A 14,262-nucleotide genomic window follows, 5' to 3' on the forward strand; every position below is an offset into this window, starting at 1 on the left:
TCACACCTTCCAGACGGAGACATCACGCGGGCCGACCATCGGCCCGCCGAGGACGAATGCCGCCCCCGCAGGTGCCGGGGCGGGCTGCGCCTCATTAGCATAGTTAAATGCAAACATGATGTTACCGCGCCGCCGCAAACGCATGTCCGGTGGCACCCGCACGGTGGCGATGCCGCGTTCACCGCACAGGCTTTCAAACAGGTCGGTCAGCAGGTCTTCGCCGACGATGCTGGCCAGATACAACGCCTTGTCCTTGCGGACCAGGGCGGCATCGCCATTATCGAAGCGGGCCAGCACCTCCGCACCGTCGCCCACCTCCAACTGTTCGCGCCAGGTACGGCTTTCATAGGTCTTGTTGCCCCAGACCAATGTATCTGGGCAATCCGGCCGGGTGGTTTCCACATTCACCACACGGATGGGCAGCAGCTGGCGCAACTCACCGGGCGGCAGCCCTTCCGGCATGGTGACGTCCGGCTTCTTCGCCCCGCAGCGCGGCGCAAAGACCAGGGTGGCGCCGCTGTTGGCCAGCCGCTTCACCTGGGCCGCCGTCGGCATGGCCAAGCCGGGGGCCAGGATCAGGTCATAGCCGCTGGGGTCGCCATGCGGGGGGATGAAATCGACATCCAGGCCCAGGGCGCGCGCGGCCATGTACCAGGCCAGTGTTACCTTGGTATGGTTATAGGAATTGCCCTGACGTTCGATCTCACCCAGCCATTGCGCTTCCTGGTCGGCGATGATGGCGACGCGGGCCTTGGCCACCGGAGCGGGGGCCAGATCCAGGGCCGCCAGTTCGCGCACCACCTGCTGCACCTGCGGGAAGGCTTCCGCCTCCGTGCAGTCGGGGCGCAGCAGGCCGGCATGCATCTGTTCCTGGGCGAACGGGGCCTGGCGCCAGCGGAAATAGCTGACCACTTCGGCCCCATGGGCGAAGGCTTCCAGCGTCCACAGGCGTACCATGCCCGGTTCCGGGCGCGGATTGTGCCCGGCCCAGTTCACCGGACCCGGCTGCTGTTCCATGATCCAGAATTTGCCGCCGGCCAGGCTGCGCGTCTGGTCAAAGAAGAAGGTGCCGAAATCCGGATGGCCGGTGCGCATATAGCGCTGGAAATCCGAGGCCGGGCGGTCGGCCATCCACAGGTCGGTACGGCCCAGCGGATAATTGTCATAGCTGGCGAAATCCAGCGATTCCGCCAGCTTGTAATTATCCACCCCCGTCTCATTCATGGGGATGAAATTATGGGTGATGAAGCGGCCGGGGCTGTGGGCGCGCAGGATATCGACCTGCGCCTGATGGAACCGCGCCACCTGATCCGACGAAAAGCGGAAAAACGCCATCCGGTGGGCCGGGCTGGTCTCCGTCACCGCCAGGAAGGGGCAATCGATTTCGTCGAAGGAGCGATATTCCATCGACCAGAAGATATTGCCCCAGGCCGCGTTCAGCGTGGCGATATCGCCATAGCGATCCTTGCACCAGCGGCGGAAGGCCAGCTTGGCACTTTCGGAGATCGACAGCGTGGTCTTGTGGCAGGAGATTTCATTATCCGTCTGCCAGCCAGCCACGGCATCATGCTTGCCATAGCGTTCCGCCAAGGCCAGCGTGATCCGGTTGGATTCGCGCAGATAGGTTTCGGAGGAGAAATCATAATGCCGGCGGGAGCCGAAGCCGCGCACGGTGCCGGTATGCGGATCGACGGGCAGAATGTCCGGATACTTGTCCACCAGCCATTTCGGCGGCGTGGCCGTCGGCGTGCAGGCCACCACCTTCAACCCGGCCCCGCCCAGCACATCCAGCGCCCGGTCGAACCAGTCAAAATCATAGCGGCCGGGATCGGGCTCAAACCGCGACCAGGCGAATTCGCCGATGCGTACATAGGTAAGACCCAGATCCTTCATCCGGCGGGCATCGTCGCGCCACCAGGATTCCGGCCAATGTTCCGGGTAATAACAAACGCCGAGCATGGTATTTTCCCCCTATGGGCGGGCGTGCGATCGGTTGCACAGACCCCCTTTTGTTTGACGCCATATTTATACTATAATTAAGGGGCGTCAATCGCCAACTCGCCCGAACGGCACCGCCCGTGGACTGGTCCCGGAGGCGGCGCCCGCATTTCGAGGAAACACCCTATGTCTGCCATTCCCGCCTTTGTCCGCCTGGATGGGGCCGCCTGTTCGCTGGTCATCGATTGCCGGGGGCCGTCGCCCGCCGTGCTGCATTGGGGGCCCAAGCTGGGTGCTGCCACAAGCCCGGAAATGCTGGCGCTTGCCGCCGCCCGGGAGGATGCACCCTGTTCCCCGCTGGTGGCCGCCCCCCTGGCGCTGACGCCGCTGGCCGGCCAGGGCTTCCCCGGTCGCCCCGGTCTGCAGGCCCATGGGGCGGGCGGGCGCCGCTGGGCGACCTATACCGCCATTGAAGATGTACGCACGGGCGGCGATGGCAGCGTGGAAATCCGGTCCGTCGATGCCGCCAACGGCATCGAACTGCTGCACCATCTGGCCCTACGCCCCGATGGCGGGGTGCTGACCGGCTGGACCCAGGTGCGCAACCTGGGCAGCGATGAACTGGTGGTGGATTGGTGCGCCGCCCCGGTGCTGCCCATCCCGCCGGAGATGGCGGAATGGGTGTCGTTTGAGGGGCGCTGGTCCGGCGAATTCCAGATGCGCACCCTGCCGCGCGCGCTGGGCGCCTTGAACCGGGAGAACCGGCGCGGCCGCACCTCCCACGATGCCTTCCCGGCCCTGCTGGCCCAGGAAGCGGGCGCGCGGGAGCAGGCGGGGGAGGTGTTCGGCTGGCATCTGGGGTGGAGCGGCAACCACGCCACCTATGCCGAAACCCTGTCCGATGGCCGCGCCTCTGTGCAGATGGGCGAACTGTTCATGCCGGGGGAAATGCGGCTGGCACCGGGTGCCGCCTATCGCACCCCCACGCTTTATGCCGCCTGGAGCGGCAGCGGGCGCAATGGGTTGAGCAGCGCTTTCCATGCCCATATCCGCGCCCGGCCGCAGCATCGCCGCCTGCGCGCCAAGCCGCGCCCGGTGCATTACAACACTTGGGAAGCCGTCTATTTCAAACATGACCCCGCCCGCCTGCTGCAACTGGCCGATGCCGCCGCCGATATGGGGGTGGAACGCTATGTGCTGGATGATGGCTGGTTCAATGGCCGGCGGGATGACAAGGCGGGGCTGGGCGACTGGTTTGTCGATCGCAGCATCTATCCCGACGGGCTGCACCCGCTGGCCGCCCGCGTGCTGGAACGCGGCATGGAATTCGGCCTGTGGGTGGAACCGGAAATGGTGAACCCGGACAGCGACCTGTTCCGCGCCCATCCTGATTGGGTGCTGGGCACGCCGCCCGCGCCGCAACTGGTGTTCCGTAACCAGTTGGTGCTGGATGCCAGCCGCGATGATGTGCAGGATTACCTGTTCGAGCGGATCGACGCGCTGCTGCGGGAATATCCCATTTCTTACCTGAAATGGGACATGAACCGCGATCTCAGCCATCCCGGCGGGGCCGATGGCGCTGCGGCGGCGCACGCCCATGTGCGCGGTCTTTACCGGCTGCTGGCGCGGGTGCGCGCCGCCCATCCGGGGGTGGAGGTGGAAAGCTGTGCGTCCGGCGGCGGCCGCGCCGATCTGGGCGTGCTGGAATGGACCGACCGGGTCTGGACATCCGACACCAATGACGCTTTGGACCGCCAGTCCATCCAGCGCGGTCTGTCCACCTTCCTGCCGTTTGAACTGATGGGTGCCCATGTCGGCCCCACCGACTGCCATATCACCGGCCGCCGCGTCAGCATGGCATCGCGCGTTGCCACCGCCATGTTCGGCCATATGGGGCTGGAGGTGGATTTGCTGGGGCTAACGGCGGAGGAACGCCGGGAACTGGCCGCCGGCATCGCCCTGCACAAGCAGCATCGCGCCCTGATCCATAGCGGCACCCTGGTGCGGCTGGACCGCCCGGCCAACGAGGTGGCCTATGGCGTGATTGCCGCCGATGGGCGGCAGGCGCTGTTCAGCTATATGCTGGTCAGCGAACAGGGGGGCTATTTCCCCGGCCGGCTGCGCCTTGCCGGGCTGGAGACCGCTGCCCGTTACAAGGTCAGCCTGGCCTGGCCCGGCGAGGTGAAAAGCGCCTCCCCCCTGGTGGCCGCATTGCGGCAGGGGGCCGAATTCAGCGGCGAGATGCTGATGAGCATCGGCCTGCAGCTCCCCCGCCAGCATCCGCAATCGGCCCTGGTGTTCGCGTTGACCCGGCTGGGTGGCTGATTGCCGCCATTAAGGCCTTCTATTTGTCAGAAATTCTTTGCCGTGGCGGGCGCATTCAGGGAATGCGCCCGCCCGCTGTTTCGCATTTCTCAACATTGAAAAATTCAATGAATAACGAAAAACATATCAATTTCACAAAATGACATCTCCTCTCTATGTTGCGGCGCAGCGGGTCGTACCCGGCCCTTTGTGCTGTGTGGGAGATGTTGAAATGGACGTGTTGCTGTCCGCCCCGATCCTGTTCTTCATTCTGGGTGCCGCCATCGCGCTGGCCGGTGCCCGCATTCCTTTCCCGGAGGGGTTCGGCAAGGCGCTGGCAGCCTATCTGCTGGTCGCCATCGGCCTGAAGGGCGGGGTGGCCCTGTCCGGGGCCGACATCGGGGAGGTGCTGCCCCTGCTGATCACGGCGGCCTTGCTCAGCTTCACCATGCCGGTGCTGGGCTTTGCCCTGCTGCGCGGGCCGGTGGGTCTGGATCGCACCAATGCCGCGGCGATTGCCGCGCATTATGGCTCCGTCAGTCTGGTCACCTTTGTCACCGCCACCAAGCTGCTGGAAGCGCAGGGGGTCACCTTCGGCGGCCACATGGTGGCGGCATTGGCCATCATGGAAGGGCCGGCCATCATTTCCGGCCTTTTGCTGGCGGGCATGGCCGGCGGAGCGGTCGCAGCGGCGGGCGGCAATGGCCAGGGCGGCACCGTCACCCTTTCCATGGGTGGCGGCAATGGCGGCGGCGGCCGGCTGGGAGCCGCGGTGCGGGAGGCGGCGCTGAACGGTTCGGTGCTGCTGCTGGCCGGTTCCCTGCTGGTGGGGCTGGTGATCGGCAAGCCGGGGTTGGACAAGCTGGCCGGCCTGTTCGTTGCCCCCTGGGATGGCGCGCTCAGCCTGTTCCTGCTGGAAATGGGTTTCCTGGCGGCCAGCCGGCTGCGGCAGGCCGCCTCGCTCAGCCCCCGGCTGATTGCCTTCGGCTTCATCATGCCGCTGCTGGGGGCGGCCATCGGGATGGCGGCGTCGCTGTCGCTGGGGCTGGAACTGGGCGATACGGTGCTGCTGGTCACGCTTTGCGCGTCGGCCTCCTACATCGCGGTGCCGGCGGCCCTGCGCCATGCCCTGCCGGATGCCGATCCGGGCCTGTCGCTGCCGCTTTCGCTGGCCATTACCTTCCCGTTCAATATCCTGGTCGGTATCCCGCTCTATCTCGCGCTCTCCCGCGCCATCCTGGGCTGACCTGATGCCGACACCCTTGCCGCCGTTCGATCTGGATTTGCTGCGCACCCTGGTGACGATTGCCGAAAGCGGTGGCGTCACCAGGGCCGCCGAACGGCTGGGCCGCACCCAGTCCACCATCAGCCTGCAGGTGAAGCGGCTGGAGGACGGGTTGGGCAAGCGGCTGTTCCAGCGCGACGGGCGCGGTTTCGCCCTGACCGGGGACGGGGAGGTGCTGCTGGCCTATGCCCGCCGCCTGCTGGGGCTGGCGGGGGAGGCCTGTGCGGTGCTGATGGAACCGGATGTCGGCGGTGTGGTCCGCCTGGGCACGCCGGAGGATTTCGCCACAGCACACCTGCCCGATGTGCTGTGGCGATTCGCCCGTGCCCATCCGCAGGTGGCGTTGGAGGTGCGCTGTGACTTTACCGCCAACCTGCTGGATGGTTTCGCGCAGGGTGATTACGATCTGGTGCTGTGCAAGCGGGAACCGCGCGGTGCTGGTGACGGGGTGCGGGTCTGGCGGGAACCTTTGGTATGGGCGGCGTCGGCCCGGCTGCTGCTGCAACCGGGCCAGCCGGTGCCGCTGGTGCTGGCCCCCGCCCCCGATATTTATCGCCGCCGCGCGCTGGAGGCGCTGGACCGCGCCGGGATGCCCTGGCGCATCACCTATACCAGTCCCAGCCTGAACGGCATCCAGGCGGCGGTCAGTGCCGGGCTGGGCGTCACCATCCTGTCGCGCGACCTGCTGGCCGCCGGCTTCCAGGTGGTGGAAAACATGCCCGATCTGGCGGATATGGAGATCGCGCTGCACCGCCGGCCGGGGGCGGTATCAAAGGCGGTGGACCTGCTGGCGGAACATATTGTCCGCTCCCTGGAAGGCGGACGCGTCATACAGGGTTGAACCGGCGCGCATTTCGACGCACATCAGGGGAGGCCACTGCCGTTTCCCTGGGAGAAGAAATGCGTTCCGTCGCCTTGGCTGCCCTGCGCCGCCGCTTGCTGCCCGCCGCCGCTGCCACCCTGATGGTTCTGGCGGCTCTGCCCGCCCTGGCTGCCATCTCCGTCAGCCCGGAGGTGGGCACGCCCCTGAAGGCGGCCGGGGAGGCGCTGGCCAAGAAGCGCTATGATCAGGCGGCGAAAGAGGTGGAGAAGGCAGCAGCCGTCAAATCCATCACCCCGGATGAGAAATGGGCGGTGGAGCAGATGCGCGCCGCCATTTACAAGGCGCAGGGCCAGTTCGACAAGGCGGCCATCGCCTTTGAGGCAGCGGTCAAGCTGGTGACCCTGCCGCCCGACCAGCAGGCGGGGGCGCTGGAAACCCTCTCCCAGCTCTGGTACCGCCATGGCGATTACGCCAAATCGTCGGCCTTTGGGGAAAAGGCCATGGCGGCGGGGGCGCGCAGCGACGGCTTCCGCCTGATGCTGGCGGAGGCCTATTACCGCAGCAAGAATTTCGCCAAATCATCCAAGCTGGCCCAGACCATGGTGGCGGAGGCACAGGCCGCCGGGCGCAAGCCCAATCCCGAAATGCTGCAGGTGCTGGCCGCCTCTGAATTCGGCGCCGGCAATACCGACGGCTATATCAAGACCCTGCGCCAGCAACTGGCGACGGAAAACAGCCGGGACAATTGGCAGCGCCTGTTCGATGCCATGGAAAAGCAGAAGCCCATCCCCGATCGGCTGGACATGGACTGGATTCGCCTGAAGCTGGCGGCCGATGCCTATGAGAACCCCGATTCCTATACGGAAGCGGCGCAGCGCGCCGCCGCAGAAGGGGCGCCGGGGGAGGCCGTGGCCATTCTGGACAAGGGTTGGCAGAGCGGGCTGCTGGGCCAGCCGGGACCGAAGCTGGAGCGTCAGGAACGGCTGCGCGCCTATGTCCGCGAACAGGCCGATGCCCAGAAGAAGGCAATCGATGAACAGCAGCGCCAGGCCATCGCCGCCAAGGATGCCAATGCCCTGGCCAAGGTGGGCATGGCCCGCGCCATGCTGGGGCAGCTTGATCAGGGTATCGACCTGCTGCAGCAATCCCTGAAGGGCAAGCCCCGCCTGCCGGCCCGCACCCGTCTGTGGCTAGGTATGCTTTATTATAAGGCCGGACAGCCCAAGCTGGCCGAACAGACCCTGGCAGCGATTCCGGCCGACAGTGATGAGGCCCGGTTGAGCACGCTGTGGCCCCTGTTGGCCCAAGGTAAAAGGTGAGGGGCCGATACAGACAATAGGGGAATTGCCGAACAGAAAACCCCTCTATAAGATTATGTTGGCCCTGGAGTGGAAACCCAGGCCTGCATGGGGGGAACATCTTGCGTTTCACATTCAAGGCCGCCTTGGCGCTTGTGGTGGGCTTATCTGGTTGGTCGCTGCCGGGCTGGGCGCAGCCGGCACCCACCCCGGCAGCGGTGGAAATTTTCGCCAATCCGGCCAGCCTGGGCGTGATCAGCCTGTCACCGAATGGTGAATATGTCGCCTATCTCGCCCCATTGAACGGGCGGCAGCATCTGGCGGTGCAGAAAACCAGACCTGCCCCGGGGGAGCGCCCCAGCGTATTCGCCCCGCCGGATGAGGCAGAAATCATCCAGATTGACTGGGTGAATGAGGAACGGCTGATCCTGTCCGCCATGGCGACACAGAAAGTGCCGACCAGCATGGGCATACGGGCCGTTCGTTTCCAGCGCCTGATCGCCATCAACCGCGACGGGTCCAAGGCCAAGGTTCTGCTGAACCGGGGGGCGGAGACGGGGGGATATTATCTGACCTCCACCCCCATTCTGCAATTCATCGACCGGGAGCATGTGCTGGCCCTGTTTCCCACCAGCGGCCAGCCGGAACCGGATGTGGTGCGGCTGGATGTCTATACCGGGCTATATGGCCGCGTCCGGCGCGCCATGCCCAATCTCCGCGAATATCTGCCCGATCCGACGGGCCAGATACGCATAGCCACCACCTATAATGACCGCACCGGCGTGATGACCTATCTGCGCCGGGACAGTGCGGATGAGTCCTATCGGCCGATGAAGCGGGCGGACATTATCCGCCATGGCATTTTCGATGTGCTGGGCTTCTCCCGCGATGGCGCGCAGCTCTATGTGGCGACCAACACGAAGGAGAGTGATCGCGCCGGCATCCATACCTATGACCTGGACAAGGATGAGCTGGGGCCGCGTCTGCTGGAGGATGCGAAATATTCGATTGGCGAGGTGGTGATGAAGCAGGGGGCCGTGGTTGCGTTCAGCTGGACCGATGACCTGCCGCAGCGCCGCTGGCTGGACCCGGTCACCCAGGATATGCAGGAAAAGCTAGACAAGGCGGTGCCGAACAGTCGTGAAGTGATCATGGATGTCAGCGACGATGGCAAGGTGGCACTGGTGGCCAGCTATTCCCCGACGGAGCCGACGGTCTATCGCCTGTTCTTCCGGGACAGCAAGCGGTTTGAATATTTCGGCGACAGCTACCCCGGTCTGCCGACGGAGTCTGTGGCGGCGCGTCGGCCGGTCACTTTCAAGGCGCGGGATGGCCAGGACATACCCGCCTATCTCACCCTGCCGGTCGGGCGGGGGGAGAAGAACCTGCCCTTCATCGTCATGCCCCATGGCGGCCCCCAGGGCCGCGATGATGGGGAATTTGACGTGCTGTCACAGTTCCTGGCCAATCGGGGCTATGCGGTCATCCAGCCCAATTTCCGTGGCTCCACCGGCATGGGGGGTGAGTTCCGGGAGGCGGGATATCGCCAATGGGGCGGGCTGATGCAGGATGATGTCACCGATGCGGCGCAATGGGCGGTGGCCCAGGGCTATGCTGACCCCGCCCGCATGTGCATCCTGGGCTGGAGCTATGGTGGCTATGCCGCGCTGATGGGGGCGGTAAAGACGCCGGATCTGTTCAAATGCGCGGTGGCCACGGCACCGGTCGCCAATATGGACCGGCTCTATGATGATCTGCGTAAGAACTGGGCGAAGAATTACAGCCGTGACCGTATCTATGGGGAGGCCGATGGATTTGATCCCAGCAATTCCCCGGTGCATCGGGCGGCTGAGATCAAGGTGCCGGTTCTGCTGATCCATGGCGACCGGGATGTGCAGGCCGATGTCGGCCATAGCCGGGACATGGAAAAGGCACTGCTGAAGGCTGGAAAGGCCGTGGAATATATTGAAATCAAGGAAATGGACCATTACCCGATGAACCGGGAGGATATGGTCCGGATCATGACCGCCTGGGAACGGTTCCTGAAGGCGCAGATCGGGAACTGATTTTTTTGGGCAGCCTGTCGGATGGCGGCATCCTGCTTCGTCCTTGGGATTGTTGGAACAGAACAATCCCAAGGACGGAGGAAACCCATGCCCTATGTTGATGGCTTCATCGTCGCGGTGCCCAAGGACAAGCTGGCCGATTACAAGGCCCTGGCCAGCACCGCTGCCGAGGTCTGGACCGAATATGGCGCACTCTCCTATCTGGAGGCGGTGGCCGATGATGTGCCCTATGGCGAACTCACCTCATTCCCCCGTGCCGTGATGGCGAAGGAGGATGAGGTGGTGGTGTTCGCCTGGATCACCTATCCGTCGCGTCAGGCGCGGGACGAGATCAATGCCAAGGTGATGGCCGACCCGCGCCTGAACTGCGATCCCGCCACCATGCCCTTTGATGGCAAACGCATGATCTATGGCGGGTTCGAAAGCATCGTGGTGCGCTGAACCCTGCCAGGGCTGCGCTGGCGGCGGCGTTTCAGCCCCAGCCGGCGCAGCCCCATCCAGCTGCCGGTGGCGCAGAGCAGGCTGACGGCGGCCAGGGCCGGGATGACCAGCATGTCCCATAGGGGCCGCGCCCGCATCCAGGCGAAATCCAGCCGGTGCAACCCATCCTGCCACCAGCGGAACTGCCGGGCCGGGGCATCAAAGGCCCGCAGCAAGGCACCGGAACCGGCATCAATATAAAGCCGTGTTGCCTCTGCATCCGCCAGGATGGCCCGCCAGACCGGCAGGGCGACAATGCCCTTATGCGCGTAATAATAATCGTCCGGTTCGCTCAGCAGGGTCAGTTCAGCCATTCCGCTGCCGGTCGCGGCGATCGCATCGGAGATTTCGGCTTCTGTCAGGGGGGCGGGCCGTCCCCCCGCATCGAAGCGCTGGATCAGACCATCCCGCGTCACCGCCGCCAGATGCAGCCGTCCGCCCAGCGGCACCGCCTCCAGCATCACCGTATCGGGGGGCAGGGCCAGACCGGGGGCCAGCGCCAGGGCATGGGCGGCATCAACCCCCGTCAGCGTGCCGGCCAGCCGGCCCCGCCACTGGCCACCGGCTTCACTGTCCAGCAGCCCCCAGGGGTTCATGGAGAGCAGGCCCGATGCCACCCAGGAAAGGGTGAGCAGCCCGGCCACCAGCCCGCTGACATGGTGCCAGCGCCACAGGCCGCGATAGGGCACGGACAGGCTGCCATCCCGCCGCCGCAACCGCACCAGCCCGATGATGATCCCGGCCAGGGTGAGGAAACAGCCGGCCAGCGACAGCCAGATCACCACCTGCGTCCACAGCACCGGCTGCTGGCGCAGCAAGGTGGGGTAGAGCCAGTGCGGCACCGCGCCCAGCCAGCCCCAGAACCGTTCCCAGCGGGTTGTCTGCTGCACCCGTTCCCCGCTGGCCCCGGCGACATAGAGCACGCTGCCGGCGGCATCATTGAAGGGCACCTTGTAGAGCGGCTGGTGGCGCCGGGCATTCTGCACCGTCCATTGATCCGCCTCGATCAGCTCGGCCCCCAGGGCCGTGCCGGCAATGCCGCTGCGCCGGGCGGCATCATTGGCCAGTGTCACCACCTGTTCGGCCGTCAGCGCCGCCACCGGCTGGCCCGTCACCGCATCCAGCAGCACCGGTGTTGCCCGCATCTGTTCCCCTGGCCGGGGGCCGCGCCCGCCGACGGGTTGCAGGCGCAGCACCGGCCGGTCGCCCAGCATTTCCAGGCGGAAGCCGGCCAATGGGGTTTCCGCCGGCAGGCTGGCGGACAGGTCGGCCAGCGGCTGGCTCAGGTCCAGGGGGGCAAGACCCAGCCGACGTTCCTCCGCCGTCAGCCGTGGATAATCCACATACATCATGACAAAGCCGGACAGGCACCAGACCAGCATGACCAGGCCCAGGCCCACGCCCAACCAGCGATGGGCCCAGACGGTGGCGCGCAGCACCGCCGCCCGCCAATGGGCGGGCGGCGGGCGACGCCTGTGCACGAGGCTGGCCGGCATCAGAAATGAACGCCGTAATTGACATGCAGGGTGCGCGGCACCCCGCGATAACCATAAAGGAAGCGCCCGCCGGCATCGGCCGCCGCACTGCCCAGCCGGGTGGCATATTCCTCATCAAACAGGTTTTCCAGCCGTACCCCCAGCCGGTGCCGCCGCTCGCTGTCCAGGAACAGATGGGCGCCCAGATCGGTGACGACATGGTTGCCGTAATGGCGCCGACCAAAGCCGCTGACTGTCTGCCAGCTGTCCCCGGTCCAGCTGACCGCCAGATCGGCGCCGAAAAGCCGGTCGACCGGCTGATAGGAGATACCGGCCTTGGCGAAATCCGTCGGGATGCGGTCGCGCTGCTGGTCGGACCCCTGGTTGCGGGAGCGGGTATGGGTGTAGCTGGCATCCAGCCGCCAATCCGCGTCCGGCTGCCAGCCGACCTGGAACTCCCCGCCGCGCACCTGCACCTTGCGGTCTTCATTGATGTAAATTCCGTCCGGGAAGGCCGGGTTGCTGTAGGTATCGGTGATCAGGTTGTTGATGCGGCGGGCAAAGCCGGTCACCTGCCAGGTGATCCGGCCCGCCGTTTCCAGCGCACCGCCCAGCGACAGGTTGGCGGACAGGCTGCGCTCGGGGGCCAGCTTCGGGTTACCGCGTGCGCAGCAGGGATCAACCGCGAATAATTGTTCGGCACTGGGTAACAGGAAGGAGGTGCCGCCCACCCCCTCCAGATAAAGCGCCTCGCTGAAATCATAGCGGCCGCTGACATTCCACACCGTGCTGTCGGCGGCATCGGTGTGGTTATAGCGCACACCGGCCGCCAGCTTCAGATCGCTGGAAAGATCATCATTGCTGCGGATTTGCAGGATGCCGGCATGAACCTGTTCGGTCTTGCCGGCGATCAGCAGCACATCATCCCGGCCATGGAAATTCTGGAAATCATAGCCCAGCAGATAATCCACCCCGCGATGCAGGGCCAGTTTCAGCACCCCGTTCACCCCGTAATCCCGATAGCCCCAATAGGTGCCGGGCGGGTTGATCACCACCGGTGGGCCGCCGGTCAGGCTGTTCTGGATATTGGCGTATTTCGTATCCCAATCATGGAAATAGCCTTTCAGGAAGAACTGGGCGATGCCGGTGGGCGTGTAATCCAGCCGCAGGCTGGCAATCTCCTCGTCCCGGTCATTGTAATTCAGCAAGGTGCGGGCCGGGGTGGCGAAATCCACCTTGGCGTCGGTATGCTGATAGGACAGTTCCAGCGACAGGTCTTCGGCCAGTTCCGTACCATATTTCAGCCCGGCGGAGCGGACGTCAAAGCCGCGGTCGCGCTGGGTTGCACTGGGCTGCATCACCGTATAGGGGCGATAGCCTTCCGCCTTTTCCTTGGTGGCGTAGAGTACCAGCTTATGCGCATCAATGCGGCCGCGGACATAGCCATCCAGGTGATAGGTGCCGCGCGTGTCAAAGCCGATATTGGCCTGCCCGTCTGGCGTGTCGCTGAAGCCGCGCGTCACCACATTGATGGCGCCGGCGGCGGCCTGGGTGCCGAAGAACAGGCTCTGCCCGCCTTTCAGCACCTCGATCCGTTCCACCATGCTGGCCGGCAGCGTGTCGGCCGGCGTGGTGGTGCCGTAAAGCCGGTTATTGATGCGCACCCCATCCACCAGCCACAGCACATCCTGGGTGCGCGACCCCTGCAACGAGATATCGACGTAGGAGAAGGGGCCGGAATTCGGCATCAGGTAAAGGCCGGGGGTCAGCATTTGCAGGGCCTGGGAAACATCGCGGAAGCCCCCCTCCTTGATCTGCCGTTCGCCGATGATTTCAAGATCGCTGCCATAGGCGGCCAGTTCCTGGGGCAGCGTTTCCTCCAGCGAACGGCCGGTGACGATGATTTCCTCGGTCTGTGCCACCTGCACATCGGCGGCGGCGGGCAGGGTGGTGAGACCGGCCAGGGCCATCAGGGCCAGCCGGGATACCTGGTTATTTGTCATTGGTTCCCCACAATGCATGAGCGCGATCATTCAGTTGCCGTAACATTCCCTCCCGTCCGCGGGAGTTAATTACTGTTCCGAAACTGTTACAGATCGCGTTCCCGGCACTGTTTCGCCGCGCGGGTCCAAGCCCCGACGACAGCCCCGTCTGGCGACACTGCAACAGGGCAGGGGGCATCTCGCCGGCAGGCGAACAGGCGCGCGCCAGCGGTCGGACGCGCCTGTTGCCAGGCGCCCGTCGGCACGTTCCGATGCGGCCCCCGCCGCTCGGTCGTCGCTCAAGACGAGAGTGAACCCGTGCCCCGGCCAACCCCTGAGCCAAAGCAGAGAGCGACACAGCGCCGGTCGGTCTCCTGGCTCGCGGGTCATCGCCTGACAGACACCTTCCCAGGCATGGCCCCTTTCAGGGGGTGCCCAGTGGCTGCGGGGTTGCGGCCCCGCCCGTCTGTCACGCTCGCCGCTTACAGTTACAGGGATAGCCGCAGATTTGGATCAGGTGATCCGCACTGTGTTCCCGGTACCGGCGTGTTGATGGTTGGTGGCATGAAAGGTTAAGCGCCACCGGCTTCAGGCATAACCGAATCAAAACG

9 protein-coding genes and 1 riboswitch are annotated in these 14,262 nt (G+C 65.2%); of the genes, 6 read left to right on the forward strand and 3 right to left on the reverse strand.

What is annotated here, in order from left to right; all coding sequences use genetic code 11:
• Window positions 1–1,959 (reverse strand): beta-galactosidase, encoded by a 1,959-nt coding sequence (locus CHB97_RS02605; RefSeq protein WP_089286361.1) that lies wholly within the window; start codon window positions 1,957–1,959, stop codon window positions 1–3.
• A 165-nt stretch (window positions 1,960–2,124) separates the two neighbouring features.
• Between CHB97_RS02605 and CHB97_RS02610 the strand changes: the two genes are divergently transcribed.
• From CHB97_RS02610 to CHB97_RS02635, 6 genes are all read left to right on the forward strand, one after another.
• On the forward strand, window positions 2,125–4,263 hold the full coding sequence (locus CHB97_RS02610) for an alpha-galactosidase (protein ID WP_089286362.1): 2,139 nt from the start codon (window positions 2,125–2,127) through the stop codon (window positions 4,261–4,263).
• Window positions 4,264–4,474: 211 nt separating this feature from the next.
• The gene (locus tag CHB97_RS02615) at window positions 4,475–5,488 is read left to right on the forward strand and encodes a sodium-dependent bicarbonate transport family permease (protein WP_089286363.1); all 1,014 of its coding nucleotides are present in this window, start codon (window positions 4,475–4,477) and stop codon (window positions 5,486–5,488) included.
• A gap of 4 nt (window positions 5,489–5,492) precedes the next feature.
• Window positions 5,493–6,368: a LysR substrate-binding domain-containing protein gene (locus CHB97_RS02620; protein ID WP_089286364.1), complete on the forward strand. Its 876-nt coding sequence runs from the start codon at window positions 5,493–5,495 to the stop codon at window positions 6,366–6,368.
• Between the two features lie 59 nt (window positions 6,369–6,427).
• Window positions 6,428–7,669 (forward strand): tetratricopeptide repeat protein, encoded by a 1,242-nt coding sequence (locus CHB97_RS02625; protein WP_089286365.1) that lies wholly within the window; start codon window positions 6,428–6,430, stop codon window positions 7,667–7,669.
• Between the two features lie 101 nt (window positions 7,670–7,770).
• Window positions 7,771–9,714, forward strand: coding sequence for a S9 family peptidase (locus CHB97_RS02630; protein ID WP_089286366.1), 1,944 nt, complete (start codon window positions 7,771–7,773; stop codon window positions 9,712–9,714).
• A gap of 87 nt (window positions 9,715–9,801) precedes the next feature.
• A complete protein-coding gene (locus tag CHB97_RS02635; RefSeq protein WP_089286367.1) occupies window positions 9,802–10,155 on the forward strand; it encodes a DUF1428 domain-containing protein in 354 nt (117 codons plus the stop codon).
• Here CHB97_RS02635 and CHB97_RS02640 read toward each other — a convergent pair.
• A complete protein-coding gene (locus CHB97_RS02640; protein ID WP_200819776.1) occupies window positions 10,122–11,690 on the reverse strand; it encodes a PepSY domain-containing protein in 1,569 nt (522 codons plus the stop codon). The two genes, CHB97_RS02635 and CHB97_RS02640, sit on opposite strands and share 34 nt — an antisense overlap.
• Window positions 11,690–13,672, reverse strand: a complete 1,983-nt coding sequence (locus CHB97_RS02645) for a TonB-dependent siderophore receptor (RefSeq protein ID WP_089286864.1) — start codon at window positions 13,670–13,672, stop codon at window positions 11,690–11,692. Before CHB97_RS02645 ends, CHB97_RS02640 begins: the two co-directional genes overlap by 1 nt.
• 325 nt (window positions 13,673–13,997) lie before the next feature.
• Window positions 13,998–14,253, reverse strand: a riboswitch (cobalamin riboswitch).
• Window positions 14,254–14,262 lie beyond the last annotated feature (9 nt).

The organism is Azospirillum sp. RU38E, assembly GCF_900188385.1.
Taxonomy (GTDB): domain Bacteria; phylum Pseudomonadota; class Alphaproteobacteria; order Azospirillales; family Azospirillaceae; genus Niveispirillum.

Excerpts from the sequence above, each read along its gene's own strand:
- CHB97_RS02620 (WP_089286364.1), top strand. The coding sequence starts at position 5,493 with ATGCCGACACCCTTGCCGCCGTTCGATCTGGATTTGCTGCGCACCCTG.
- CHB97_RS02610 (WP_089286362.1), top strand. The coding sequence starts at position 2,125 with ATGTCTGCCATTCCCGCCTTTGTCCGCCTGGATGGGGCCGCCTGTTCG.
- CHB97_RS02615 (WP_089286363.1), top strand. The coding sequence starts at position 4,475 with ATGGACGTGTTGCTGTCCGCCCCGATCCTGTTCTTCATTCTGGGTGCC.
- CHB97_RS02625 (WP_089286365.1), top strand. The coding sequence starts at position 6,428 with ATGCGTTCCGTCGCCTTGGCTGCCCTGCGCCGCCGCTTGCTGCCCGCC.
- CHB97_RS02605 (WP_089286361.1), bottom strand. The coding sequence starts at position 1,959 with ATGCTCGGCGTTTGTTATTACCCGGAACATTGGCCGGAATCCTGGTGG.
- CHB97_RS02635 (WP_089286367.1), top strand. The coding sequence starts at position 9,802 with ATGCCCTATGTTGATGGCTTCATCGTCGCGGTGCCCAAGGACAAGCTG.
- CHB97_RS02640 (WP_200819776.1), bottom strand. The coding sequence starts at position 11,690 with ATGCCGGCCAGCCTCGTGCACAGGCGTCGCCCGCCGCCCGCCCATTGG.
- CHB97_RS02645 (WP_089286864.1), bottom strand. The coding sequence starts at position 13,672 with ATGACAAATAACCAGGTATCCCGGCTGGCCCTGATGGCCCTGGCCGGT.